24 protein-coding genes, 2 rRNA genes and 1 pseudogene are annotated in these 24,863 nt (G+C 70.1%); 10 read left to right on the forward strand and 17 right to left on the reverse strand.

The features are described 5' to 3' along the window. The 4 genes from ACFYSH_RS00005 to ACFYSH_RS00020 all read left to right on the forward strand — a co-directional run. Positions 1-73 (forward strand): 23S ribosomal RNA (locus tag ACFYSH_RS00005); the annotation flags it as partial. Between the two features lie 79 nt (positions 74-152). Further along, positions 153-269, forward strand: a 5S ribosomal RNA gene (gene rrf, locus ACFYSH_RS00010). Between the two features lie 207 nt (positions 270-476). After that, entirely contained in the window at positions 477-884 is a 408-nt protein-coding gene (locus ACFYSH_RS00015; protein WP_359467361.1) for a YciI family protein, read from the forward strand. Next, entirely contained in the window at positions 881-2,050 is a 1,170-nt protein-coding gene (locus ACFYSH_RS00020; RefSeq protein WP_388749818.1) for an RNA polymerase sigma factor, read from the forward strand. The genes ACFYSH_RS00015 and ACFYSH_RS00020 overlap by 4 nt, the downstream gene beginning before the upstream one ends. Positions 2,051-2,083: 33 nt before the next feature. On the opposite strand, the gene ACFYSH_RS00025 is transcribed toward ACFYSH_RS00020, so the two are convergent. The 4 genes and pseudogenes from ACFYSH_RS00025 to ACFYSH_RS00040 all read right to left on the reverse strand — a co-directional run bounded on the left by ACFYSH_RS00025 (position 2,084) and on the right by ACFYSH_RS00040 (position 5,600). After that, positions 2,084-2,752: a response regulator transcription factor gene (locus ACFYSH_RS00025; protein ID WP_359467367.1), complete on the reverse strand. Its 669-nt coding sequence runs from the start codon at positions 2,750-2,752 to the stop codon at positions 2,084-2,086. Further along, positions 2,749-4,017, reverse strand: a complete 1,269-nt coding sequence (locus ACFYSH_RS00030; RefSeq protein WP_388749823.1) for a sensor histidine kinase — start codon at positions 4,015-4,017, stop codon at positions 2,749-2,751. The genes ACFYSH_RS00025 and ACFYSH_RS00030 overlap by 4 nt, the downstream gene beginning before the upstream one ends. 55 nt (positions 4,018-4,072) lie before the next feature. Continuing rightward, a pseudogene (locus ACFYSH_RS00035) lies at positions 4,073-4,381 on the reverse strand (ABC transporter permease); the annotation flags it as partial. Between the two features lie 115 nt (positions 4,382-4,496). Then, positions 4,497-5,600, reverse strand: a complete 1,104-nt coding sequence (locus ACFYSH_RS00040) for a TetR/AcrR family transcriptional regulator C-terminal domain-containing protein (protein ID WP_388749826.1) — start codon at positions 5,598-5,600, stop codon at positions 4,497-4,499. A 158-nt stretch (positions 5,601-5,758) separates the two neighbouring features. On the opposite strand from ACFYSH_RS00040, the gene ACFYSH_RS00045 reads away from it, so the two are divergent. Together ACFYSH_RS00045 and ACFYSH_RS00050 are read left to right on the forward strand one after the other, a co-directional pair. Continuing rightward, positions 5,759-6,859, forward strand: a complete 1,101-nt coding sequence (locus ACFYSH_RS00045) for an FAD-dependent monooxygenase (RefSeq protein ID WP_388749829.1) — start codon at positions 5,759-5,761, stop codon at positions 6,857-6,859. Between the two features lie 53 nt (positions 6,860-6,912). Beyond that, positions 6,913-7,476, forward strand: coding sequence for a GNAT family N-acetyltransferase (locus ACFYSH_RS00050; protein WP_359467379.1), 564 nt, complete (start codon positions 6,913-6,915; stop codon positions 7,474-7,476). A 9-nt stretch (positions 7,477-7,485) separates the two neighbouring features. Here ACFYSH_RS00050 and ACFYSH_RS00055 read toward each other — a convergent pair whose 3' ends face one another. The 7 genes from ACFYSH_RS00055 to ACFYSH_RS00085 form a co-directional block, all read right to left on the reverse strand. Then, positions 7,486-9,000, reverse strand: coding sequence for a type IV secretory system conjugative DNA transfer family protein (locus ACFYSH_RS00055; RefSeq protein ID WP_388749832.1), 1,515 nt, complete (start codon positions 8,998-9,000; stop codon positions 7,486-7,488). Between the two features lies 1 nt (position 9,001). Beyond that, positions 9,002-10,420, reverse strand: coding sequence for an ATP-binding protein (locus tag ACFYSH_RS00060; protein WP_359467387.1), 1,419 nt, complete (start codon positions 10,418-10,420; stop codon positions 9,002-9,004). Between the two features lie 18 nt (positions 10,421-10,438). Further along, a complete protein-coding gene (locus tag ACFYSH_RS00065; protein WP_359467390.1) occupies positions 10,439-11,989 on the reverse strand; it encodes an SCO6880 family protein in 1,551 nt (516 codons plus the stop codon). Continuing rightward, complete coding sequence (locus ACFYSH_RS00070) at positions 11,986-13,314, reverse strand: hypothetical protein (protein ID WP_388749836.1); 1,329 nt, start codon at positions 13,312-13,314, stop codon at positions 11,986-11,988. Before ACFYSH_RS00070 ends, ACFYSH_RS00065 begins: the two co-directional genes overlap by 4 nt. Then, positions 13,304-14,173 (reverse strand): hypothetical protein, encoded by an 870-nt coding sequence (locus tag ACFYSH_RS00075; protein WP_388749839.1) that lies wholly within the window; start codon positions 14,171-14,173, stop codon positions 13,304-13,306. The genes ACFYSH_RS00070 and ACFYSH_RS00075 overlap by 11 nt, the downstream gene beginning before the upstream one ends. A 192-nt stretch (positions 14,174-14,365) precedes the next feature. Beyond that, positions 14,366-14,674, reverse strand: a complete 309-nt coding sequence (locus ACFYSH_RS00080) for a hypothetical protein (RefSeq protein WP_015610155.1) — start codon at positions 14,672-14,674, stop codon at positions 14,366-14,368. A gap of 394 nt (positions 14,675-15,068) precedes the next feature. Further along, positions 15,069-15,467, reverse strand: a complete 399-nt coding sequence (locus ACFYSH_RS00085; protein ID WP_359467398.1) for a helix-turn-helix domain-containing protein — start codon at positions 15,465-15,467, stop codon at positions 15,069-15,071. A 149-nt stretch (positions 15,468-15,616) separates the two neighbouring features. Here ACFYSH_RS00085 and ACFYSH_RS00090 point away from each other — a divergent pair, with 149 nt between their 5' ends. After that, positions 15,617-16,237, forward strand: coding sequence for an NAD(P)H-dependent oxidoreductase (locus ACFYSH_RS00090; protein WP_359467401.1), 621 nt, complete (start codon positions 15,617-15,619; stop codon positions 16,235-16,237). A gap of 170 nt (positions 16,238-16,407) precedes the next feature. Here ACFYSH_RS00090 and ACFYSH_RS00095 read toward each other — a convergent pair whose 3' ends face one another. Both ACFYSH_RS00095 and ACFYSH_RS00100 read right to left on the reverse strand, forming a co-directional pair. After that, positions 16,408-17,307: an oxidoreductase gene (locus ACFYSH_RS00095; protein WP_388749843.1), complete on the reverse strand. Its 900-nt coding sequence runs from the start codon at positions 17,305-17,307 to the stop codon at positions 16,408-16,410. Positions 17,308-17,389: 82 nt separating this feature from the next. Next, positions 17,390-19,993, reverse strand: coding sequence for a polysaccharide lyase family 8 super-sandwich domain-containing protein (locus ACFYSH_RS00100; RefSeq protein ID WP_388749846.1), 2,604 nt, complete (start codon positions 19,991-19,993; stop codon positions 17,390-17,392). A 186-nt stretch (positions 19,994-20,179) separates the two neighbouring features. Between ACFYSH_RS00100 and ACFYSH_RS00105 the strand changes: the two genes are divergently transcribed. Continuing rightward, positions 20,180-21,283: a hypothetical protein gene (locus ACFYSH_RS00105; RefSeq protein WP_359467410.1), complete on the forward strand. Its 1,104-nt coding sequence runs from the start codon at positions 20,180-20,182 to the stop codon at positions 21,281-21,283. Between the two features lie 65 nt (positions 21,284-21,348). On the opposite strand, the gene ACFYSH_RS00110 is transcribed toward ACFYSH_RS00105, so the two are convergent. The 3 genes from ACFYSH_RS00110 to ACFYSH_RS00120 are packed head-to-tail and all read right to left on the reverse strand — an operon-like array spanning position 21,349 to position 22,643. Then, positions 21,349-21,606: a DUF397 domain-containing protein gene (locus ACFYSH_RS00110; protein WP_359467413.1), complete on the reverse strand. Its 258-nt coding sequence runs from the start codon at positions 21,604-21,606 to the stop codon at positions 21,349-21,351. After that, complete coding sequence (locus ACFYSH_RS00115; protein ID WP_388749850.1) at positions 21,599-21,787, reverse strand: DUF397 domain-containing protein; 189 nt, start codon at positions 21,785-21,787, stop codon at positions 21,599-21,601. Before ACFYSH_RS00115 ends, ACFYSH_RS00110 begins: the two co-directional genes overlap by 8 nt. A 10-nt stretch (positions 21,788-21,797) precedes the next feature. After that, on the reverse strand, positions 21,798-22,643 hold the full coding sequence (locus ACFYSH_RS00120; protein ID WP_388749853.1) for a helix-turn-helix domain-containing protein: 846 nt from the start codon (positions 22,641-22,643) through the stop codon (positions 21,798-21,800). Between the two features lie 204 nt (positions 22,644-22,847). Between ACFYSH_RS00120 and ACFYSH_RS00125 the strand changes: the two genes are divergently transcribed. Continuing rightward, a complete protein-coding gene (locus ACFYSH_RS00125) occupies positions 22,848-23,318 on the forward strand; it encodes an ATP-binding protein (protein ID WP_388749856.1) in 471 nt (156 codons plus the stop codon). 73 nt (positions 23,319-23,391) lie between these two features. Here ACFYSH_RS00125 and ACFYSH_RS00130 read toward each other — a convergent pair whose 3' ends face one another. Next, positions 23,392-24,027, reverse strand: a complete 636-nt coding sequence (locus ACFYSH_RS00130; RefSeq protein ID WP_359467425.1) for a TetR/AcrR family transcriptional regulator — start codon at positions 24,025-24,027, stop codon at positions 23,392-23,394. Between the two features lie 178 nt (positions 24,028-24,205). Here ACFYSH_RS00130 and ACFYSH_RS00135 point away from each other — a divergent pair, with 178 nt between their 5' ends. Beyond that, on the forward strand, positions 24,206-24,766 hold the full coding sequence (locus ACFYSH_RS00135) for a hypothetical protein (RefSeq protein WP_388749859.1): 561 nt from the start codon (positions 24,206-24,208) through the stop codon (positions 24,764-24,766). Positions 24,767-24,863: the final 97 nt, after the last annotated feature.

A 24,863-nucleotide genomic window follows, 5' to 3' on the forward strand; every position in this document is an offset into this window, starting at 1 on the left:
GTTGATAGGCCAGATGTGGAAGCCCGGTAACGGGTGGAGCTGACTGGTACTAATAGGCCGAGGGCTTGTCCTCAGTTGCTCGCGTCCACTGTGTTAGTTCTGAAATAACGAACGGCCGTGTTTTTCTCCGGTGTTGGTTAATTTCATAGTGTTTCGGTGGTCATTGCGTTAGGGAAACGCCCGGTTACATTCCGAACCCGGAAGCTAAGCCTTTCAGCGCCGATGGTACTGCAGGGGGGACCCTGTGGGAGAGTAGGACGCCGCCGAACAATTATTCCGGGAAAGCCCCGTGCCCTTGTGGCACGGGGCTTTCCTGCGTTCACAGCACATCACGCCGCGTCGTCGAACGTGGCACGGTGTCATGGTGCGAAACGGTGCAGAAAGTTCGGTCGGCGATGTCGAGAACGCGTGCCTGGCTACGTCCCCGTAGTGAGCGCGACCACAATGGGGTCGTACCAGCACGGAGGAGAGACACGATGGCCAAGTACCTGCTGCTGAAGCACTATCGGGGCGCACCTGCTGCGGTCAACGATGTGCCCATGGACCGGTGGACTCCGGAAGAGATCTCGGCGCACGTGCAGTACATGAACGACTTCGCGGCACGGCTCGAGAAGACGGGTGAGTACGTCGACGGTCAGGCGCTCGCGCCCGAGGGGACGTTCGTCCGGTACGACGGTGAGGGCCGGCCGCCGGTCACCGACGGTCCGTTCGCCGAGACCAAGGACCTCATCGCCGGCTGGATGGTGATCGACGTCGACAGCTACGAGCGAGCGGTCGAGCTGGCCGGTGAACTGTCGGCCGCGCCTGGTGCGGGCGGGCAGCCGATTCACGAGTGGCTCGAGCTGCGTCCCTTCCTGACGGCGCCCCCCACCATCACGGAATGACCTCCCAGGTGAACGAGCTTCTGCTCCGAAGCCTCACGCCCAGCGTGCTCGGGATCCTCGTCCGCCGCGGAGCTGACTTCGCGGCGGCCGAGGACGCCGTGCAGGACGCTCTGGTCGAGGCGGTCCGCGCCTGGCCGGCCGACCCTCCGCGCGACCCGAAGGGCTGGCTGGTCACCGTGGCCTGGCGCCGGTTCCTCGACGCGACCCGGGCCGATTCCTCCCGCCGTCGGCGGGAGGACCGCCTCGACGAGATGCCGGCACCAGGTCCCGCACCCGCGGTGGACGACACCCTCCAGCTCTACTTCCTGTGCGCCCACCCGTCGTTGACGCCGGCCGCCGCCGTCGCGCTCACCCTGCGCGCAGTCGGAGGGCTGACCACCCGTCAGATCGCCCATGCCTACCTGGTGCCCGAGGCCACGATGGCCCAGAGGATCAGCCGGGCCAAGCGGACCGTCTCCGGGGTGCGTCTGGACCGGCCCGGCGACGTCGCGACCGTGCTGCGTGTGCTCTACCTGGTCTTCAACGAGGGCTACTCCGGCGATGTCGACCTCGCGGCCGAGGCCATCCGGCTCACCCGGCAGCTCACGCACGCGATCGACCACCCGGAGGTGGCGGGGCTGCTCGCCCTCATGCTGCTCCACCATGCGAGGCGGGCCGCCCGGACCGCGCCCGACGGCAGTCTGGTGCCGCTCGCCGAGCGGAACCGGGGCCTGTGGGACACCAGGACGATCGCCGAGGGTGTCGGGATTCTGCAGGCGGCCCTCGCCCGGGACCGGCTGGGTGAGTTCCAGGCCCAGGCCGCCATCGCGGCACTGCACGCCGATGCGCGTACCGCCGAGGAGACCGATTGGGTGCAGATCGTCGAGTGGTACGACGAGCTGGCGGCCCTGACCGACAGCCCGGTGGTCCGGCTCAACCGTGCGGTGGCCGTCGGCGAGGCCGACGGAGCGCGCGCCGGCCTCGCCGCGCTCGCGGCGCTTGACGACTCCTCCCCGACTCCCGTTCCCCGCCGCACCGCCGTCGCGGCGTACCTGCACGAGCGTGACGGCGATCCTGACACGGCTGCGCGCCTGTACACGGAGGCGGCCCGGCAGGCACCGAATCTGGCCGAGCGTGACCACCTGACGCGCCAGGCCGCCCGGCTCAACGCCGGGCGAGACAGCTGAGCGGGTGTCAGCAGCAGGGGTCACGGTCGGGTCTCAGCGCGGGTTCACCAGTCGGGCGTCGTACGCCAGGATGACGGCCTGGACGCGGTCCCTGGACCCCGTCTTGGCGAGTATGCGGGTGACGTGTGTCTTCACCGTCGACTCGGCGAGGTGGAGGCGCGCGGCGATCTCGCTGTTCGTCCACCCCTGGCCTATGACCGTGAGGATCTCCCGTTCCCGCTCGGTCAACGGGGCGACGCGCGCGTCTCCTGCGCTGCCGGTGTCGCCCGGTACGGCCGGCAGATGGTGGGCGTAGGCGTCCAGGAGCCGGCGGGTGAGGCTCGGGGCGACGACCGCGTCACCGCTCGCGACCGCACGGATGCCGGACAGGAGCTCCTCCGGGAGCGCGTCCTTGACGAGGAAGCCGCTCGCACCGGCCCGCAGGCCGTCGTAGGCGTACTCGTCCAGGTCGAAGGTCGTCACGATGAGGACCCGGGTGCCGGCACCGGACGCGACGATGCGGCGGGTGGCCTCGATGCCGTCGAGGCCCGGCATCCGGATGTCCATCAGCGCGACGTCCGGGTGGTGGCGGGCGACGAGGTTCACCGCCTCCGTGCCGTTGGCGGCTTCACCGACGACTGTCATGTCGTCCTGGCTCTCCAGGAGCATGCGGAAGCCGAAGCGCTGCATGGCCTGGTCGTCGGCGATGAGTACGGTGGTCACGGGGGTGTGTCCTCCAGGGGAAGGCGGAGTCGTGTCTGCCAGCCGCCTGTCGGGAGCCGGCCCGACTCGAGTGTGCCGTTGTAGAGCGAGGCGCGCTCACGCATTCCGCTGATGCCCCGTCCGCTGCCGGGCTCGTCGTTCGTCGGTGCCTGCGGTCCTTCGCCGTTCGTATCCGTCACGCGTACCTCCAGGCCGGTGGGCGTGTACGCCAGGGTGACCTCGGCGGTGGCCTCGGGCCGCGCGTGCTTGAGGGTGTTGGTGAGGGACTCCTGGACCACGCGGTAGACGGCGAGCTGACGGCCGGGTGAGGCGGGGAGGTGCGGGGGACTGCCGTGGACCGTCAGCCGGACGGGCAGCCCCGCCTCCCGTACGCCGGTCAGCAGGGCGTCCAGGTCCGCGAGTGACGGCTGCGGCGCGAGCTCTGCCGCCGGGGCCGGCTCGCGCAGGACGCCGAGCACGCGCCGTAGCTCTGCCAGGGCCTGGCGGCTCGTGGTGCCGATGGCCTCGAGGGCCTGCGCCGCGCGTTCAGGGCTCTTGGCCGCGGCGTACGCACCGCCGTCGGCCAGACCGGTGATGACGGAGAGGTTGTGGCCGATGATGTCGTGCATCTCCCGGGCGATACGGGCGCGTTCGGCGGCTGCCGCGAGCTGGGTCTGCTGGTCACGTTCGCGTTCGAGCCGGTGGGCGCGTTCGACGAGGGCCTCGGTGTACTCCCTGCGCGTGCGGACCGCGAGGGCGAGCAGGGTGACGAAGGCGAATCCCCAGAGGTAGGACACGAGTTGCCGGTCCGCGGTGCCGGGGATCACCAGCGCTGCGACTGCGGCGGGCAGGCACATCAGCAGCCCCGCGCGGGCCAGGGCGCGGAGGGGAAGCCGCAGAGCGATCGTGTAGGCGGGGATCAGCTGGAGCAGGGCGGCCTGGACGACCGCACCGGTCCAGATGTTGAGCACGGATGCGGGTGCCATCAGCACGAGCACCGCCGTCGGCCGGCGGCGCCGCCGGAGGAGGGGCACCGAGAAGCACAGGCTCATCAGCAGGACCAGCGGTTCCGGCGCGTCCACGTCGCGGGCGACCGTGCGCCAGCCGCCGGTGCTGTAGTCGAGTACCGCGACGACGACCCAGAAGGCGGTGACCGTGAGGTCCCAGACCATCGGCCGACGGCGGTCGAAGGCGCGGAGCCGTTGGAGGAGGTCCTGGACGTACAGGGTCAGCGGCGCGGTGCCGGGAGTCAGATGCCCGGGAGGCGGGCCCTTCTCGTCGTTCACCCTGTCCGTCCTCGTTTTGTCCGCCACCGCTGCGCCCTCACCTCTGTGGGTCCCGTCATGCGTCCCGGCGGCGCAGGAGCGCCGCGCCCGCGGCCACTGACGCGCCCGCCCACAGGCTGAGGGCCGTCAGAGCCCAGCCGGTGCTCGCGGCGTCCGGGAGGGGGGTGGCCGAGCCGAGCACCCCGGCGGCCTGGGTCGGGAAGTACTTCAGCGCGTTGTCCACGGCATCGTATGGAAGTACGCCGAGCACCTCGGGCAGGATCAGGACGCCGCCGATGTACGCCCCGATGCTGCCGGGTACGGAGCGGAGGGTGGCGCCGAGGCCGAGGGCGATCAGGCTGAGCAGGGTGACGCCGGCCCCGTTGGGGCCGAGGAAGCCGGTGACGGTGCCCGGCCGGACGGTGAAGTCGAGGCCGTGGACGACGGTGGTGTCCCCGTACCGTTCGGTGAGTTCGTGTGCCCTGATCATGCCGTCGACGCTACGGAGTGCGCCCGTGGCCGTCGTCCGACCGCGGGCTGGGGGTGCGGGGCGGCGTAGTACCGGGGTGCGACGGGGGTGTGGGCCGCTGGTGGGACCGGATGCCGCCCTCGATGACGGGGGTCAGTCCGTCGAGGAGGGCTTTGAGGCCGAGCTCGAAGAGGGTGTCGAGGCGCAGGTCGTAGCCGTCCTCGAAGGAGCGGACCACGGTCGCGAAGGTCGGGAAGCGGCCGGATTCGACCAGGCTCCGGAGCGTGTGGGCGCGGCTGTCCATCCACTGGTCCTCGGACTGGCCGGTGGTCGCCGCCGCCTGCTCCTCCCTTTCCAGGTGCACGGCCAGCCCCTGGACATGGCTGAAGAGCAGTACGTGGATGTCGAACAGTGTGGTGGTGTCCAGGCCGTGCCCGTCGAGGGAGCTGAGCGACCACTCGCCGTGGACCATCAGGTTGGGGATGAGCAAGGGGCGGGTGAGGGACGAGAGCTGGGCGAGCCAGGGGTGCCGCCGGTGCAGTTCCCACAGGGTCCGAGCGCCCAGTTCCGCGCGGGCGCGCCAGCCGTCCGGGGCTGTGGTGGGGTAGGACTTCTCGCCGAACGCGGCGTCGGCCATGAGCAGGATGAGGTCGTCCTTGCCGGTCACATACCGGTAGGGCGACATGGCGGCGACGCCCAGCCGGGCGGCGACCCCGCGCATGGAGAGCGCCGAGAGCCCTTCCGTGTCAGCGATCTCGACGGCGGTGCGCACGATCCGGTCCAGGGTCAGTTCCTGTTCGGCGGGCGGGGCGGCCGACGAGGCAGTGGGCGGGGTGGTGGGTGAGGCCGAGAGCTTGTCGGGGCGCGGGTCGGGCCGGCGTGGGCGGGCCGGAGCCACGGGTGCTGCGGCGACGACCGTGCCCGCGCGCGGCTTCGTCTCGACGATCCCCTGCATGCGCAGATGCGTCAGGGCCTTGGTGGCGGTGGCGAGCGCGACGTCCCATTCCCTGGCGATCCGACGTGTCGACGGCACGCGTTCCCCGGGGGCCAGTTCGCCGTGGTCGATACGTCGGCGGATCTCGGCGACGATGCGCAGATACGGTGGTTCGGGCTTGGGCTCCGTGGTGTTCGTCACGTCGCGGGTCCTCTCGCTTCTGTACTAGTGCAGCCGGTAGCGGCGGGGATGGTGTCTCCGGTGACAACTGCCCTAGTACAACAGGGGAAATGGTGGGTGGTGGGCGGGGCGCGTACGGCGTACGTTCAGCGGCATTCAGCGTACGAGAGGAGCTTCTGATGCGCACTGTTCTCATCTCCGGCGGAGGCATCGCCGGACCCGCTCTCGCTTACTGGCTGCACCGCCACGGCTTCGGGGTCACCGTCGTCGAACGAGCCCCGGGGCTCCGGGCGGGCGGGCAGGCCGTGGACGTCAGGGGCGTCGCGCTCGACGTGATCGGGCGGATGGGCCTGCTCGACCCGGCACGACGGCTCCGTACCCGGATGCGGGGCATGTCGGTCCTCGACGCCGACGGGAAGGAGATCCACCGCTCCACCGAGGCCACGTACAGCAGCGGCCGGCTGGACAGCGACGACATCGAGTTGCTGCGCGAGGACTTGGTGCGCCTCGTGTACGAGCGCACGCGAGGCGACGTGGAGTACGTCTTCGGGGACACCGTCACCGCGCTCGACGAGGACGGGAGGGGTATGCGGGTGGACTTCGCCGCTTCGGAGTCCCGCGTCTTCGACCTCGTCATCGGGGCGGACGGTCTGCACTCGACGGTACGGCGGCTGGTGTTCGGGCCGGAGGAGCGTTTCGCGCACCACCTCGGCAGCTATCTTTCGGTGTTCACGGCGGACAACTTCCTCGCGCTGGACGACTGGCAGGTGTGGCTGCGCGACGGTGACATCGGCTTCGGCATCATGCCCGTACGTGCCAACACCGAGCTGAGGGTCACGTTCGGGTTCGAGTCCGGTCCGCTCGCCCGTGACGCCGACGGGCTGCGTCACGTCGTCACGGAGAGGCTCGCGTCGCTGCGGTGGGAGGGGGCGCGGCTGGCCGAGGCCGCCCGGCTGGCCCCCGACTTCTACTGCGATGCCATGGCGCAGATGCGCATGGACCGCTGGTCGCAGGGGCGGGTGGCCCTGCTCGGGGACGCCGGTTACTGCCCTTCGCCGCTCTCGGGGCAGGGCACCAGCCTGGGGCTCGTGGGCGCCCACGTGCTGGCGGACTGCCTGGCGCAGGCGTCCGGTGACCACACGGCCGGCTTCGCCCGGTACGAGGAGCGGATGCGTTCCTTCGTCGCCCTGAACCAGGCGCTGGCGACCGAGAACCCCGGTGGACCCGCTGCCGAGGCGTCGGTCGACCACGCCAAGAACGCCGTGTCGCTGGACGGCTGACAGCACCGTGCATCTCGTTTGCCGTGGTGGGGGCGGCGGGGCACGATCAGCGGATGGAATACGTCGTACGTGCGGTGCGGGCAGAGGAATGGCAGCGGGCCAAGGAGATCCGGCTGGCGGCGCTGCGGGACCCGGTGGCCTCGATCGCCTTCCTGGACACGTACGAGCACGCGGTGGGCAGGCCCGATGTGTTCTGGCAGGAGCGGACGGCGGGTGCAGCCGTGGGGGAGCACAGCCGTCAGTTCATCGCCGAGGCGCCCGACGGCCGGTGGGCGGGAACGGTGACGGTGCTCGTCGAGAGGCCCGCCGGCGAACAGGGCTTCGGAGAGGCGGCCGCGGTCGATCAGGCCCACCTCGTGGGGGTGTTCGTCCGGTCGGAGCACCGGGGGCGCGGGGTGGTGGACGCACTGTTCCGCGAGGCGATCGACTGGTCCTGGTCGCTGACCGGCCCGCCGCTGGAACGGGTGCGGCTGTACGTCCACGAGGACAACGCGCGGGCCGCGGCCTCCTACCGGCGGATCGGTTTCGTCCCGACCGGGGGGACGCTGCCGATGGAGGGAGATCCGACGGCTCTGGAGCTGGAGTTCGAGATCCGCCGCCGGCCGCGAGGGAAGTGAGGGGCCCGGTCAGATCGGTTCAGGTGTGGGCAGGCGTTCCCGCCAGCGCGCTCGGGCCTGTTCCTCGGAACGGAGCAGGACCAGGGTCGGCATCCCCTGGTCCTGACCGGCCGACAGCAGCTCCGGAAGCTGGGGAAGGGGAGCCACGGCCGCGACGTCGTCGAGGACGAGCGTCATTGGTGGGTCGAGCCGACCGTCGGTTGACCGTACGGCCATGCGGCGGCCGTGCTCGACCACGTGCGAGGCGAGTGCGGTGAGCAGGGGCATCGCACCGGGGTGGTGGCGGGGATCCTCGATGGATTCACCCACCACATAAAGCGTTCCCCCTTCGCGTGCAAAAGAATCCAGCACGAGCGCGTCGGCTCGGTTGGGTGTGCACGCCTCACGGACATGGACCGAGGAGAAGGCCGCGAACGCCCGCACGGTCAGTTCCTGCGCCATATCCCGGCGTTCGGGGTAGGCGGTGAGCGCGGACTCCAGGAGCCCGGCGAGCCCGGACGCCGCCTTGGCGTGGGTGCGCAGCAGGCGCACCGGTTCGTGGCCGCCGGCGCCGGCGGCCCAGCGGTGGACCTGGCGGAAGGGGCGCCCGCCCACGGCGGCGGCGTGCAGCCAGCACTGGAGCAGCGTCTGGGCGGTGTCGGCGACGGCCGCGTCGATCCTGGCCAGGGGGCGGACCGGGGTGAGGAGGGCGGCTGCCCGGGAGGCCGCGGTGGCCGGGTCCTCGCAACCGGCGGTGGGCGCCCAGTGGAGACGGGACGGGGTGTCGCAGAGGTGGCCCGGGTCGTAGACGAGGACGGGGCCGAGCTTGCTGCGGGCGTCCTTCGTCTCGGCCCAGACGGTGGGGTCCGAGGTGACGACCAGGGCCGGGCCGTCCGCTTCCCGGACGGCCCGGACGACAGCGGGGCGGCGAGCGGCGGCGGCACCGTAGAGGACGTGGGGGGTGCGGGGTGTGGGGACCAGCGGGGCGGTCTCCACCGTGTACGCGGTGAGGGGCGCGGTGGGGACCGGAGCTGCCTCGCCGGGGGGCGGGGGCTGGGCCGGGGCTTGAGCCTTGGTGGCTTCGGCGGGCGCCTGGGCCGGCGCGGGAGCCGACGCGGCGGCGGGGAGTGGCGTCGGCGATGAGGGTGTTTCGGCGGGGGCCGCGCGCCTCTGCTCGCGTACGAGCCGCCAGCGCGTCACCACACCCACCGTGAACACGGTCAGCACCAGGAGGACCATCACCTCCCCGATGAACAGGCCCCAGAACAGCCCGTATCCGGAGAGGTCGCCCGGCGGGGTGTCCGGCCAGGCGCCGGGCAGGTCCGTCGGGTCGGTGACCAGGGCGCGCAGGGCCAGCGGTGTCCGGGTGAACGTGATGCCGTCCGGCCAGCCCCCGTGGGCGAACAGCCCGGCGAGGCCCGTGGCCGTCCACGCCAGGACCGTCAGTCCGAAGAGGAAGGCCAGCAGGCCGAGCAGCAGGCCGTCCGGCATGCCGCCCTGGCCCTCGCCGCCGCGTCCCGGACCGGGTGGTGCCTGGCGTGCCATGTCATGCCACCGTTGACTCGGACGACTCGTTCAGCCGTTGCTGGTTCTCGATCCGCGCCGCCCGCTGCTCCGCCTCCAGCTCCGCGGCCCGCACGTCCTCGGGGAGCAGGTCCACCGCGGAGCCCTCGGTCATCGCGCGGTCGGTGAAGACCAGGGGGCGTTCCGCCTCGGTGATCAGGTGTTTGACGACCTGGACGTTGCCGTTGACGTCCCACACCGCGATGCCCGGGGTCAGCGTCGGGATGATCTCGACCGCCCACCTGGGCAGGCCGATGACCTTGCCCGTCGCTCTGGCCTCGTCGGCCTTCTGGGCGTAGATCGTGCGGGTGGAGGCCATCTTCAGGATGGCCGCCGCTTCCTTGGCCGCTGCTCCGTCGACGACGTCGCTGAGGTGGTGGACGACCGCCACGAAGGACAGACCGAGACGCCGGCCGAACTTCAGCAGTCGCTGGAAGAGCTGCGCGACGAAGGGCGAGTTGATGATGTGCCAGGCCTCCTCGACCAGGAAGATGCGTTTCTTCCGGTCGGGCCTGATCCAGGTGTGCTCGAGCCACACGCCGACGATCGCCATGAGGATCGGCATCGCGATGGAGTTGCGGTCGATGTGCGAGAGGTCGAAGACGATCAGCGGGGCGTCGAGGTCGATGCCGATCGTGGTCGGACCGTCGAACATGCCGCGCAGGTCACCGTCGACGAGCCGGTCCAGGACGAGGGCGACGTCCAGGCCCCAGGCGCGTACGTCGTCTATGTCCACGTTCATCGCTTCGGCGGACTCGGGCTTCGGGTGGCGGAGCTGCTCCACGATGTCCATCAGGACCGGCTGGCGGTCGAGGATGGTGTCGTTGACGTACGCGTGGGCGACCTTGAGCGCGAAGCCGGAACGTTCGTCGAGGCCATGGCCCATGGCGACCTCGATGATCGTACGGAGCAGGGCGAGCTGCCCGGTCGTGGTGATCGACGGGTCGAGGGGGTTCAGCCGGATCCCGTCGTTCAGCGCGGCGGTCGGGTCGAGCCGGATGGGTGTGATGCCCAGCTCCTGGGCGATGAGGTTCCACTCGCCGACGCCGTCCTCGCCCTGGGCGTCCAGGACGACGACCTGGCGGTCGCGGAAGCGGAGCTGGCGGAGCACGTAGGTCTTCTCCAACGCCGACTTCCCGTTGCCGGACTCGCCGAGCACCAGCCAGTGCGGGGCGGGGAGCTGCTGCCCGTACAGCTGGAACGGGTCGTAGATGTAGCCCTTGCCCGAGTACACCTCACGCCCGATGATCACGCCGGAGTCGCCGAGACCGGGAGCGGCGGTCGGCAGGTAGACGGCCTGGGCCTGGCCCGTCGACGTGCGCACCGGCAGCCGGGTCGTCTCCACGGCGCCGAAGAGGAAGGCGGTGAAGGCGTCCGACAACGCGGACAGCGGATCTCGCATGGCGTGATCGCCCTCTCGTTAGCGTCGGATGCCGGTGGCGAACGGCAGGGTGTTCACAAAGGCCCGGTGGTGCTCCCGGTCGCACCACTCCAGCTTGAGGTACGACTTGCCGGCCGATGCCCGGATCGTCCGCTTGTCGCGGGCGAGCGCTTCGGGGGACCGGGACGACACGGTGATGTACCCCACCAGGTTCACCCCGGCGGCGCCGCTCGCCAGATCTTCACCCCGCTGGTCGAGCCGGCCGTGGGCGGCGATGTCGCGGGGGTCGACGGTGCGGTTCATCTTGGCCTGGCGGCTGGCCTCGGCGTCGTCGTTGGTCTTCTCCGTCAGCATCCGCTCGATGGCGACCTCGGTGGGTTCGAGGTCCATGGTGACCGCGACCGTACGGATGACGTCGGGCGTGTGGACGAGGAGAGGGGCCAGGAAGTTGACGCCGACGGGCGTCATCGGCCACTCCTTCACCCAGGCCGTCGAGTGGCACCACGGGGCGCGCGTCGTCGACTCACGGGTCTTGGCCTGGAGGAACGTCGGTTCGACCGCGTCCAGTTCGGCGGGCCAGGCGTTGCGCTTCGTCATCGCCTGGATGTGGTCGATGGGGTGGTCCGGGTCGTACATCGAGTGCACGAGCGAGGCCAGTCGGCTCTGGCCGAGCGGCTGCCTGACCCGGATGTCGGCCTCGGCGAGCCGGGCGCAGATGTCGGTCAGCTCACGGGCCATGACGACGGCGAGGCCGGCGTCGCGGTCGATCCTGCGGCCGCCCTGGGGGCGGACGGCACGTGCCATGGCGTTGGCCTCGGCGGCCAGGTCCCGGCTGTAGTGCATGCAGGCGACGAGGTAGGCGCGGTGCTGCTCGCTGGAGGTGGAGACCATCGACTGGAGCTGGTCGTAGGACTCCTGGAGCCAGCCGGGCGCGGACCTGTCACCGCGCTGGGCGACGTCCTTGGCGTGTGCGTCGGGGTCGGCGGGCAGCGTACGGGCCAGCATCTGGAGGCGCGTCACGAAGCCGTCGCCGTTGGCCACGTGCTTCAGCAGGGTGCCGAAGCGGTCGACCAGGGCCTCCTGGTCCTCGCTGTCGCGGAGACCGACACCGGGGCCCTCGATCTCGATGGCGGCGGTCACCGTACGCCGGTCGGCGTGCAGCAGTACGGCGATCTCGTCGGGGCCGAACGGCGCGGCGAGCCAGCTGATCCGGCCGATGCCGGGCGGCGGCCCGATCTCCACCTCACGCCCGTCGGCGCTGACCCCGGCCTCGATCGCGGCGGAGCGGTAGGCGGTGCCACGGCGCAGGGTGCGCTTGAAGCTGCGGTTGATCTCGAACCACTTGTAGAAGGTCCGGCCCTTGTAGGGGAAGTACACGACGGCGAGGGCCAGCAGGGGGAAGCCGACGAGCGCCACGATCCGCAGGGACAGGACGGGGACGAGGAGGCCGCTCATCATGCCGAGGAACGCCCCGGCGATGATCAGCGCGATCTCGCCCGTCTCACGGTTCTTGCCGACGATCGCATTCGGCCGGGCGCGGCCGATGAGGTACGTACGGCGGGGCGCGATCGTGTGGGACGGAGTCGTCAACGCCCTCCACCTCCTGTGCTCGTGTTACCTGTGCTGCCTGGACCGCCTCGAGGGGAGCGGCTGCCGTGGGGGGTGCCGGAGGTGGGCCCGGCCGCGCCGCGGGGCGCGGGCGCGCTGCCGCCTCCCGACGTGCGGGAGCTGTGGGCGGCGACACCGCCGCTGACCGGGTTGGCGGGCCGGGCGCCGCCGCCTCCGCCGCCTTCACCGCCGCCGTTACGGCCGCTGTGGGTCTTGATGCCCTGCGAGACGAGAGCGGCGGGCGAGCTGATCATCGCGGCGGCCTGGGCGCCGTCGGTGGCCTGCTTGCGGTTGGTGCGGGCGCCCTGGATCTCGTCGCCGAAGCCGGGCACGAACCGGTAGATCATGGCGGAGGCGAAGATGGCCAGCAGGATGATCGCGAGTCCGGAGACGACGGCCGAGAAGGCGTTGGGCCCGTCGTCGGCGGAGAGCGCCCCGGCGAGCCCGAGCACGATGACGATGACGGGCTTCACCATGATCACGGCGATCATGATGCCCGCCCAGCGGCGGACGTGGCCCCACATGTTCTTGTCGACGAGCCCGGAGTACACGACGACACCCAGCAGCGCGCCCACGTAGAGCAGGGCGGCCCGGATCACGAGCTCCAGCCACAGGATGCCGGCGGCGAGGATCGACACGAGCGAGACGACGATCAGCATGATCGGACCGCCGCCGATGTCGTCGCCCGTCTTGAGCGCCTCGGCGAACGACCCGAAGAAGACATCGGTCTGCCCGCCCGTCGCGGCGGAGATGACCTCGGTGACGCCGTCGGTGGCCGAGACGACCACGTACAGGATGAGCGGGGTGAAGGCCGAGGCCAGGACCGTGAGCCAGAGGAAGCCGATGGCCTCGGAGATCGCGGTGGTGAACGGCACGCCCCTTATGGCGCGCTTGGCCACGGCGAAGAGCCACAGGACCAGGGTGAGGATGGTGGACGCCGCGAAGACGACGGCGTACTGGGTGCGGAAGGTGGAGTTGGTGAAGTCGACGGTCGCCGTGCTCTCCACGGCCTCGCTGAGCTTCCCGACGAGGTACGCGGCGGCGTCGGCGCAGCCGCGGGCGAGGGAGGAGAGGGGATCGAGGGCGTCGTCGGTGGTGGTCGGGGCGCTGCGGCGGGCGCCTTCGCCGCCATCGCAGTACTCCCGTGCTGGGCCTGCGATCAGCTCACATGGGTTGCTACTACCCGACGGAGAGGGCGTCGGAGTTGGTGCTGCTACAGCTCGGGTAGCAAGCAGGAGCAATCCACCTTGCATGGCAGCGAATGCGCCGATGATGGAAAGCATGCGCTTACGGGGGCTACCGGGCATAGGTGAACCCTCCGAACTGGTTGACTGCATCCGCGATGTCGTCTGAACCGGATACGGGGTTGTCGCCCGTCACCGGCGTTGGTCCTTCGGTTTGGCTGGTCTCAAGGACCTTCCAGTCAGTCCCGTCCCACCGAAGGTTCATCGAAACGGTGAACCAACCGTTGGTCACCGGCTTGGTGGACTGATCACCGGTCAGGCCGAACAGCCCGACACACCAGACATCAACTTGGGCAGCGTCCGCTGAATGGCTCTTTATTTTTGTGCCTGCAGGGAGTGTGCGGTTGACGAACGTCGAGCCGGCTGGAGCGCTCCCGTCGGCGGTGAGCCCGATCTGGGCAGCGAACTGTTCGGAGTAGTCGGCGTCGAAACCAGCCTGCAGATCGTCGACTCTGCTGGCGTCAGCGATCGACTGAACGATTTCGTGCCGCTGAGCCTTGTTGAACATTCCGTCCGACCCCAGCGCCACCGCATAGTTCGCCGCCGCGCTCTGCGCCCCCTGCTCGTCGTGCGCGAAGCCCGAGGCGATCGTGCCGTTCTTGCCCGTGACCGGCTTCGTGCCCGTCGCAGCCGTGGGCCCCGCCCCCGCCGCGTCCGACTTCCTCTCGTCGCCGCCGCCCGAGGCACCGCCACCCCCGCCCTGGTTCGCGAACGCGATCGCCGCGATCAGCAGGACCACCACGCCGACCACCATGATCAGTGAGCGCGTGTTCCGGGCGGGCCGGCGGCCGTAGCCGTCGCCGTCGTCGCCGCCGGGCAGACGCGTGCGCGTCTGACGCGTACCGCCGAGGGTGCTGTACGCGTCCTCCGTGCGGCCCCCCGGCTCGTTGACGCCGTAGCCCCGCTCGTCGCCCTGGCTCATGCCGCGCCCGCCCCCTCAGCCGTGTGCAGTTCCGCGTGATACGACGGTAGCGCTGCTGGTTCTCGCGTGTGCGCGGTGTGGTGACTCGACATCAGGGGACGCAACCTCTGCCGGTGGGCACGACGTACGGACGGTGTGGGGTGGACGGATACTGGCCTGTGCCCGGGCAGGGCTCGGGGGGCTGACTCTCGGTCAGACGGCCATCCCGTACACAATGGTGAACAGCGTGCCCAGCGATCCGATGATGAACACGCCGGTCAGACCCGCCACGATGAGGCCCTTGCCCTGTTCCGCGCTGAAGGTGTCGCGCAGCGCCGTCGCGCCGATGCGCTGTTTCGCCGCACCCCAGATCGCGATGCCGAGGCACAGCAGGATGGCGATCGCCATCACCACCTCGATCATGATGCGCGCCTCGTTGCCCAGGGTCCCGAACGGCCCCCAGTTCGGGGCGATTCCGCCGATGATGGTGGTGATGTCGCCCTTTTCAGCTGCCAGGATCATGTAAGTCACCGCCCCTGTTGGGTAGTTCGCTGCCCGCGCCGTGCGACACGGGTCGGCCTCTATCTTCGCTGATGAAACCGGCATCGCACGACGCCTTCCCGGGTCTCTTTACCCGGATCTCGCACGTTTGACCGGAGGAGCCGCCCTGACCTGCGGCTTGCAGCGAAATCCACCCGCATATGCATAGTTACTCTGTGTATCACGGGCAGTGACGGCTAGCAATGACGATGGCCATGGGTTCCCGGTGCGGTCGGTGCGTTCACGGCACGTGAGGGGATTCGTACGCGCTGTTCGAGAGCCCTGTGCGCGCCGGTGGCTTCCGCGGCGGGAGCGGTCAGGCAGGAGGCCCATCGGCCCGGCCTGAGCGTGGACTGTGCTGGTCCGTTCGGTGCCGTCAGGCGTTCCGGGACTCCGGAGCCTGTGGTTGCCGCATGCCCGGGCAGCCTCCCTGCTCGGTGGTTCCGAGGAACCGCTCGGCCCAGTTGCCCAGCTCCTCCAGGGCCGGCCTCAGGGCCTCGCCCGCAGGGGTGAGCTGGTAGGAGACGCGCAGGGGTGGACCGGCGTCCACCTCGCGGCTGACCAGGCCGGCCTCGCCGAGTTCGGCGAGGCGGTCGGAGAGCATGCGCTCGCTGATCCCGTTGACGGCGCGGCGCAGTTCGGCGAAGCGGCCGGGGCCGCTCATCAGGCTGGCGAGGATGACGCCGTTCCAGCGTTTGCCCAGGAGGACGAAAACGCGTTCGACGGCGCCGCCTGCCCCGGCGCACTGTCCCGTGTCCTGCCACTCCTTGGTCATGCGCCCATGGTACCGCCCACTCCTCAGCTACTGAGAAAAAGTAGGCTACTGTAGTTTCGTAAGCAGCTAACGAAGTTGCTGCGCGGCGCCTCCGTGCGCCGGTCCACCGCATCGGCGCACCGCGCGTGCCCACCCTGAGGAGCACTTCCATGGCCGTACTGCTGCACATCGATTCGTCCCTGTTCCCCCTGGAGCGTTCCGGCTCCCGGCAGCTCACCGACGCCTTCCGCAGGGCCTGGGAGGCGGCGCACCCGCAGGGCAGCGTCCTCTACCGCGACCTGGCCGCCGCTCCCGTGCCCCACCTGGACGCCGCCACCGTCACCGCCGACTCGGTGCCCGCGCCGCGTGAGGAGCTGATCGCCGAATTCGAGAAGGCCGATGTCGTCCTCATAGGCGCCCCCATGTACAACTTCACGATTCCCTCCACGGTCAAGGCGTGGCTGGACCAGGTCATCCTGGTCGGGCGGACCTTCGGTGAGGGCGTGGCCCCGTCCGGCAAGCGCGCCGTGGTCGCGGCCTCGCGCGGTGGCTCCTACGCCCCCGGCTCACCGCGGGCAGGCTTTGATTTCGACACCAACTACCTCGAGAAGGTGCTCGGCGCCGGGCTCGGCATGCAGGTCGAAGTCATCACGCGCGAGCTCACGATGGCTCCCGTCAACCCCGCCATGGCCGAACTGGTGCCGCTGGCCGAGGAGTCGGCGCGGCAGTCGCTGGAGCGGGCCGTCGAGTCCGCACGGGAGCACGTCGCGCTCCTGGGCGCCCAGGGCTGAGGCCCGGGGTCCGTTCACGGCGAGAAGCTGAGCGGGGGCGCCGCATCAGGCGGACGCGGCGCCTCTCGCGACCAGGCGGTACCGCCCCGCTCCGGCCGCACCGCCGGGCCATGACCCGGCCGAACCGCCGAGGACCGCGTCGGCCCGACACGTGGCCCGAGGCGGCTCCGTCAGCGCGCGAGGAGGGCCAGATCCTCCCCGGTGAGCCGCAGTGCTCCGGCGGCCACGTTCTCGGCGAGGTGGTCCGGGTTGCCGGTGCCGGGGATGGCCAGCACATGCGGTCCCTGGTGGAGTGTCCAGGCCAGCCGTACCTGTGCGGGCGTCACCTCGTGGCTGCGGGCGACGGCCAGCACCGAGTCGCTCTGGACGCCGTTCGAGCCCTGCTCGCGCCCGGTGCCGGCGATGGCGAAGAACGGTACGAAGGCGATGCCCTGTTCACCGCAGGCGCGCAGGAAGGCATGGTCCTCGGCCGGGGACTCGATGCCGTACGCGTTCTGTACGCAGACGACGGGCGCGATGGTCCGGGCCTCGGCGAGCTGTTCCGGGGTGGTGTGGGAGATGCCCAGGTGGCGGATGAGCCCGGCGTCGCGGAGGTCCGCCAGGGCGCCGAAGTGATCGGCGACCGAGGCCGAGGCCTGGCTTGGGGCGAGGCGCAGGTTCACCACGTCCAGGTGGTCGCGGCCGAGCTGGCGCAGGTTCTCCTCGACCTGGCCGCGCAGCTGCTCGGGAGTGGCCCAGACCCACGCACCGGAGGGGTCCCGTCCGGGGCCGACCTTGGTCGTGATGACCAGGTCGTCGGGGTACGGGGCCAGCGCGCTGTTGATCAGCTCGTTGGCGGACCGCAGCGGCGAGAAGTAGAAGGCGGCGGTGTCGATGTGGTTCACGCCGAGCTCGACGGCGCGGCGCAGGACGCCGACGGCGCGGTCCCGGTCGTTGGGTGCGCCGTCGGTGAACGCTGTGCCGTTCTGGGGGAGGCGCATCGAGCCGAAGCCCAGTCGGTTGACCGTCAGGTCGCCCAGCTTCCAGGTGCCGGAGGTCGATGCGTTGATCGTTTCGGATGATGAGGGCATCGTCGGATTCTCGCACTCGGGGCATACCGGAATACCGGCTCCGGGCAAGCCGCCGCACGGCCGCCGGCCCTGGCGGCTGCCGTCAGGGCCCCTCGGCCAGGGTCGCCGTGAAGCTGCGGCCGTAGGCGTGGTGGGTCGTGACGTCGATGCGGGTGCCGCCGTGGACATGGCGGACGCGGACCCCGTCGTCGGCCGAGACGCGTCGCAGGGGCCGGCCGTGGAGGGTGACCGATACGGTGCGCCGGGTCGTCGTGGGGTCGGACACCGCGACGGAGTACGAGCCGCCCCGCGTCCGGCGCAGCATGACCGACGCCGGACCGTCGACCGAGAGGCGCCCTGCCCGGTGCGCCCCCGGGGTGAACGCGTTGGCGGCGGTGATGCCGAGGCCGGTGTGGGAGGCGGCCTGCAGGCGGACCGTGTTGGACAGCACGGTGAGCGGGCCGCCGTGGGTGTAGGACATCAGGTGCCGCGCGGAGGCGTTCGGGACGAGAGCGTGCGCCATGGAGACGGGCCGCGCTCCGGCTGCCTCGTTCCCGGTCGTTCCGTCCCCGACGGTCTGCTCGTAGGACAGGGTGAAGACCTGCTTGGTCACCGCCGTGTCCGGGTTGGCGAGACGTACGAGACGCCGGCTGCGGGTGACCGTGTCGAGGGCGACGACCGGCGGCGGGCCGGACAGGAAGACGTAGCCGACCGCGATGCCCTGCCCCTCGTCGGCGTACCGCAGCCAGGCCGGCGGGGCGGTCCCGGTCCGCACCCAGGGTGAGCCGTCGCGGAGCCCTCCGGTGAGAGCGACGGAGGAGGACGGCGCGGCGATGCGGCTGTCGACCACCGTGGTCACCGCGCGGCCCGCGTGGCCGGTCACGCCTGCGGAGAGTACGAGGATCTCGTCGTCGAACATGAACCAGGACCGGGTGGCACCCGCCGCCCGGTACGCGACGAAGTCCTCGGGCAGCGTGCCTGCCTGCTGGGCGGCGTACGCGGCGTCGTCGGACTGCACGAGACCGGTGACGCCGTAGGCGCCGAGGCGGGCCCCGCCGGAGAACGCCTGGGTGGCGCGCGGGAAGTAGACGTACGTGTTCTGCGACTCGGACGACGAGGTGAAGCCCCGCTCCGGATGGTCGTACCAGAGGCCGCCGTAGAGCTCGGGGACGGTACGCCGCTCCTCGACGGGGGCGGTGACGCCCGCGAGGCGGTGGGGCTCGACAGCGGTGAAGTAGTCGATCCCGAACGCCTGCCGTTGGTCCGCACCGGAGAGATAGAGGTAGTGGGCACCGTCGCCCTGGAACCAGGGCATCAGGTTCTCGCCGTTCATGTACTCGTACTTACTGATGCGGTCGGAGCTGCGGGCGAGGGCGAAGGCGTATCCGGGGCGGCGGTGGACGGTCCGGTCCATCGCGTTGTACGCGGTGTGGGAGGCGGCGGGGCCGAGATCCTTCGCGGGCGCGGGTGAGCTCAGGATGTCGGCGTAGCGGGCGACGCTGACCGGAGAGACGAAGGATGTCGTGTCGAGGTTCGCCCTCGACGTCTGCCGGACGTACTTCACATACCCCTGGAGGGCGTCGGCGTCGCCGGCGGCCGTGTACGCGGAGAGGTCGACGACGGCCTCCACGACGGCGGTGACGTCCGCGTACCCCGTGCCCGTCCGCGAGACCGCACGGCCCTTGACGATCTCCATCATCCAGCCCTCGAAGATCAGCGGGGCGAAGCCGTCGACGACCCAGCCCTGTACGACGCGGACCAGGCTGTCGTCGGGGAGGTAGCCGGTGCCGTCGAGCATCTTGACGGTCTGGACGATCCGGGTGAGCAGGCCCTTGCCGTAGGACCCGGTGTACGCGACGGAGGCGTGCTGCACGAAGGAGCCGTCGGCGTAGAAGCCGTCGGTGACCCCGTGGCGTGGCTGATGGGGGTCGATCGTCGAGAAGACGGTCAGCTGGTCGGCGAGTGCCTTGGTGATGCGTGCCTCGTCGCCGATCAGGGCGCCTTGGAGGACCCGGTTCGTCGTGATGTCGGCGAGGTTGGCGCCGGTGTGGAAGCGCGAGTCGAGATCGACGTCGCCGTCCTTGCCGTTGCGGAGGTAGGCGTCGATGGAGGCGACGTACGTCGCTGTGAGCTCCGGCCGGTACGTCGCGAGGTCGTCCCTGAGCAGGACGAGGGTCTTGGTCACGTGGGCCGGGATCCCGATCTCCCAGTGGAACCAGTTGCCGTAGTAGCCCTTCGACTGGTCGCCGAACCAGCGGTCGTGGAGCAGGGCCAGGCCGTCGACGACGCGGCGTCGGACGGCGGCCGGGTCGCTCGTCGGGCCAACGGTTCCGGGGAGGCGGGTGGCGAGAGCGATCTCGTAGAGGTATTGGTAGGAAGTGCTCAGGTTCGGATCGCTGGTGCCGAGCCGCACACCCGCGAAGAGTTCGTCCTGCCCGGCCGCGTCCATCGCGGCGAGCCGGGCGCGCGCCGTTGCCTGCACGGAGGCGAGCTTGGGCGCGACCTCGGGGCGGGCGTTGGACTCGGCGGTGCCGGCGAACATCGCCACGGTGTTGGTGAGGAGAGTGGCCGCCCGGGCTTCGTCCGAGGCGTGCGGTGACGTGGCCGGCCCGCGCCCGGGCAGTGCCTCAGCCCGCAGCGCCTGGGACAGGGCCCAGAGCGTGGCGGCGGGTATCACGGACAGTGCGGAACGACGCGAGAGCTCCACCAGCACGCTCCAAAGTCCGGCCTGTAAGCGCTTGTTCCCCGTGTGCCCCAGCCAAGCAACGGTGTCTCACCGATGTCAACGGCCAGGTCGCGACGGAGCGCCCGCTCGCCCGCGCTGACTTGCATCACCCCACCGGCGGGGTTTTCCTGGAAACCAGGGCTCCTGGCTGACCGAAGGAGGCAGCCGATGTGCTGCGCCTCGGAACATGAAGAGTGCCACCACGCTGCCGCCGCCCAACACACGCCCGGAGGCCCGGTCGACCGCCCGAACACCTGGCAGCACCGCGCCAAGGTCCGCGTGTGCACGTTGTCGCACGAACTCGCCTCCGTCTGCCGCGAGGACGAGCAGGAGCAGTGCCAGAACGGTGTGCAGGCAAGTGAGCTGCGCAAAGGCGCCGAATGCCTGCTGCGGAGAGCGGAAACACTTGTCGACAGCGCCGGCAGCAACGACCGGACATGGCGCCACCGCACGCGCAGTTGGTGGCACGGCGAGCTGTACGAGGGAGCGCTCAAGTGCATGCATGAAGCCGAAGTCCTCATCACCGCGCTGTACGAGCCCAGCCGTGCACGTCGGCATGCCCTGACGGTGCTGGCGCTGGCCCGGCCTCTGTGCAAGGAGGATCCCCGAACCAAGGCGGTCGAGGCATACTTGACCCCACAGCGGGACGATTCGTCTGGTACCTCACCAGACGATCGTGACTTGCCCGCCGCACTGGCGGCCCTCCTCGAAGAGGGGTACGCAGTGGAGGAGGAACGGGCAGTCCGTAGCCGGAACTTCCGCAACCGCCTGATCCGGGCCGGCCTCGTTCTCCTGGTACTGCTGGGTGTCGTCCTCGGTGTTGCTTTCGGCGTGAGCGGTTCGGTTCCCGTGTGCAATGGCGGCCGTCCGCACAGCTGCCTCGGCGGGGATGTGCCCAGCGGCCAGGACGTCGGTCTCGTCATGTTGCTCGGCATGCTCGGGGCGGCGCTTCCGGTGGCCGGCCGCCTGCAGCGGATGGGAGGCAGCTGGAATCCCCACAGCCTGCCGTTCTGGCAAGAAATGATCAAAATGCCCATAGGGGCCCTGACAGCCGTGACGGGCCTCATTCTTGTCGACACCCACTGGTTGCCGTTTTTGAAGAGCGCCGGCAGTTGGCGCGAACTCATGGCATACGCGATTGCCTTCGGAGTCGTCCAACTGGCTTTCACTCACACCATCGACAAGCGTGCCGAGAAGCTGCTGGCCGCCGATCCGGACATGGACGAGGCGAAGCAGTTGGAGAACGTGCCGTCGAAGAAGCCGTCTGACTGAGACGGTGCCCGGCGCGGAGAGAACACCACCACCGCACGGACCGCCCGACCACGACACCGATCGTGTTACGAGCTCCGGGGGCGGGCTGGGGACGTAGCTTCATCGCCGGGCTCGACGAAGTGGTCGAACTCGCCGGCCATGACGCCCTTGGTGAATGCCTCCCACTTCTGCGTGCTGGTGGTCACGACCGTGCCGGGGTCGCCGGTCTCACGGAGGTACACGAGCTCCCCGGGGCCGAACGCGATCTCGATCCAGGGCCCGGGGCCCTGCGCGTCCTCCGGGGCGGCGCGGGTCCAGGAGAGGCCGGCGGGTACGTCAGGCATGGGACCCGTTCTCCTTCACGGCGCGGATGAGGGCGGCCCAGGCGGTGGGGGTGGTCCGGAGTATCGCGCCGCTGGGGTCACTGCTCTCGGTGAGGGCGACCGATCCCTGATCGGCGGCTACGTGCACGCACGAGTTGCCTTGAGCGCAGTACGACGACTTCTGCCAAGCGGGTGCGGACATCTTGGTTCCCTCACAGATTCCTGGCGATGGTGTGTATGAGATCGCGTGAGTCCACGGGGGCCAGAGCGATGGTCTCGATCCGGCTCAACAGCACGCGGTATTTCTGCAGCTGCGCTTCCGCGTCCAGGAAGACAGGGCCGTGCGACTGATCCAGATTGACGCTGTCGAGCTGCGGTACGGCGCCGTGGAAGTAGTAGATCGACTGTCCCGACCCGGCGAATGCTCCGGCTGAGAACGGGATGACCTGAAGCACGACGTGGGAGTGCTCGCTCATCTCGACAAGGTGCCGCAGCTGGTGGCGAGCCACCTTCGGTCCGCCGAACTGCATCCGCAGGGCCGCTTCATGGATGACGACGTGCTGGGTGGTCGGCGGATCGCGGAAGAGCACGGCTTGCCGTTTGATGCGGAACGAGACGCGGTGCTCGATGTCAGGTGGCGACAGTTCAGGCGCGTCCTGACGGAAGATCTCACGCGCGTGCTCCGGGGTCTGGAGGAGCCCGGGGATGTGCACGGTGACCGCGGTGCGCATACGTACGGCGTGGTGCTCGATCTCGGCGAGATCCAGGAGAGGCGCGGGCAGGATCGCCCGGTATTCGTCCCACCAGCCGCGTGTGCGGTCGGCGGTCATGTCACAGAGAGCCTTGATGACAGCCTCGTCCGCGCACCCGTAGTGGCCGGCCAGCGTACGTACCCTCTCGGGGCTCACGCCTACGCGGCCGGCTTCCATGTTGCTGACCTGGTTCTGCTTAACGCCCAGGAGCGATCCGGCTTGTGTCGCGGTGAGTCCGGCGTGTTCGCGGAGCTTGCGCAGTTCACTGCCGAGGCGAAGCTGGCGACCTGTGGGCTTGGTTCTCACCGGTCGGTTCGCCCCCTTGAACGCCTCGTCACCCGCACGGGTGGTAGTTCACTCATTACTCAGCTTTCGGTTAATACATTAGCCATTGCTGGCTACCTTGGAGACCAGGCCACCCGCCCGGAAGTACCCCGCTCGACGGAGCGGTCTCGTCACCGGGCCGTGCGACACGCACATCCCGACGCTCCTCCGTGAACGGAGACTTCCATGACCATGGCCACCGTAACGCCGCCCTGGGCGTACACCCTCCAACTTCCGCAGGATCCCCGTGGGCCCGGGATCGCCCGGGCGACTCTGCGGACCGTGCTGACGGTGCACGGGATGCGGGACCTCGTCGACGTCGCCGAGCTGTTGGCGAGCGAGTTGGTCACCAACGCGTACCGGTACTCCTCGGGCCCGTACTCGCTCCGGCTGCGTGGGGCGGGGCGGGATCGCGTGCGGGTCGGGGTGTGGGACTCCAGCCCGGAGATCCCGGCTCCCTTCGGCGGTTGTGAGGGGGGCGCGGTGGGCGCGCCTGCGGTTCTCGCCGAGCGCGGGCGGGGGCTGCACCTCGTGCGGGAGTACGCCGACCGTTGGGGTGCGTACCCGATCAGGGGCGGACTGCCGGGGCAGGGCGGCAAGGTGCTGTGGGTCGAGTGCGCCGGAAAACAGGAGTGTCGGTGGGGCGACCTGATGTGACAGCCGGCAGTGACACCTTGTGTGGCGGCGCACGGCGAGCGGCCCTGGCTGTCGGCGGCGGTGACGCGAGAGCTCAGACGGCCGGGCCCGAGGTGTCGGCGATGGCTGCGCCGGGCGCGGGCGCTGAGGCGGTGCGCGCGTCCAGGATTCCTTCGACGCCTTGCAGGAAGGTCTCGGAGACCAGTTCGGGATCGAAGAGGCAGCCGGCCGCCATGGCGCCGTCCCGGAGCATGACGAGGTGTCGGGCGGCCGGGGCGGCGGGTGCGTCGCCGGTCTGTGCCAGCAGGTCCGTGACGGTGTCCAGGAACCACTGCCGGTGGGCCAGCACGGCTTGGTGGATCGGATGGGCGGGATCGGGGTATTCGGCTACCGCGTTGAGGAAGGCGCAGCCCCGGAAACCGGGTGACTTGATGCCTTCGGTGATGGACGTGGCCACCGCCCGGAGCTTGTCGACGGCTGACCGGCTGCTTGCCTCTGTGGCGGCGACCTGGCCTCGGATTCCCTGGTCGGCCTGGTCGAGGTAGGCGAGGACGAGTGCTTCCTTGCCCGAAAAGTGCCGGTACAGCGTGGCCCGGGTCACCGCGGCCTCCGCGGTGATGCGGTCGATGCCGACGGAGTGGATCCCCTCCGCGTAGAAGATCCTCGTCGCTGTGCTGAGCAGCCGCGCTCGCGCCTCGGACGTGCTGCCGCCTTCTGTACTCCGGCTCATGCGTCCAGGCTACCAAAGGGCTGAGGTAGAACGTTCGGTATTGACAAGCCCACATCGGGCGGCCTTCAATCGGTGAGACCGAACGTTCTCCCTCGCCCGGTGCTCCCACGGTCGAGGGCCGGGACACGAGATGAATCGGCCCTCCCGCACCTCTGCGCCGTCACTGAAAGGCACTCACATGGACACGCTCGTGACCACCGCCCCCTCCAGCGTTCCCGCGACCTTGCGCAAGCTGTACTTCCTGCGCTTCGCGTTCGCCGCTGTGTGGGCCGCTCTGCTGTTCGCGACCGCCGACACACTCGGGCCGCTCGGTGTGACGCTTTTGGTGATCTACCCCCTGTTCGACGTGGCGGCCGCGATCGTGGATGTCCGGTCGGCCAAGGCGAACGGCGGTACGGCTCCGGCCCTGTACCTGAACATCGCGATCAGTTCGCTGGCCGTCATCGGCCTGGCCTTCGCCGCCACGTCCGGTATCCCGGCCGTTCTGCGGGTCTGGGGAGCCTGGGCCATCGCCTCGGGAATCGTCCAGCTCGTCGCGGGCGCCGTACGCCGACAGCTCGGGGGCCAGTGGCCCATGATCATCAGTGGCGGCATCTCCACGGTCGCCGGTGCGTCGTTCTACGCCCAGGCCGGCGTCGAGGACGCCACGCTGGCCAACCTCGCCGGCTACGCGTTCCTGGGCGGCGTCTTCTTCCTCATCTCGGCACTCCGGCTGAACCGGACCCGCAGCGGGGCGTGACGAGGAACGGCCCGGACGGTCCCGACGTGAGGCGGCGTCACCCCGCACGCGGTGTCGGCCCACCCGAAACCGCCGTGCGCATACGGCAGGGCAGGTC

Origin of the sequence: Streptomyces sp. NPDC005791 (genome assembly GCF_042871485.1) — a bacterium.
In the GTDB taxonomy this organism is placed as follows: Bacteria; Actinomycetota; Actinomycetes; order Streptomycetales; family Streptomycetaceae; genus Streptomyces.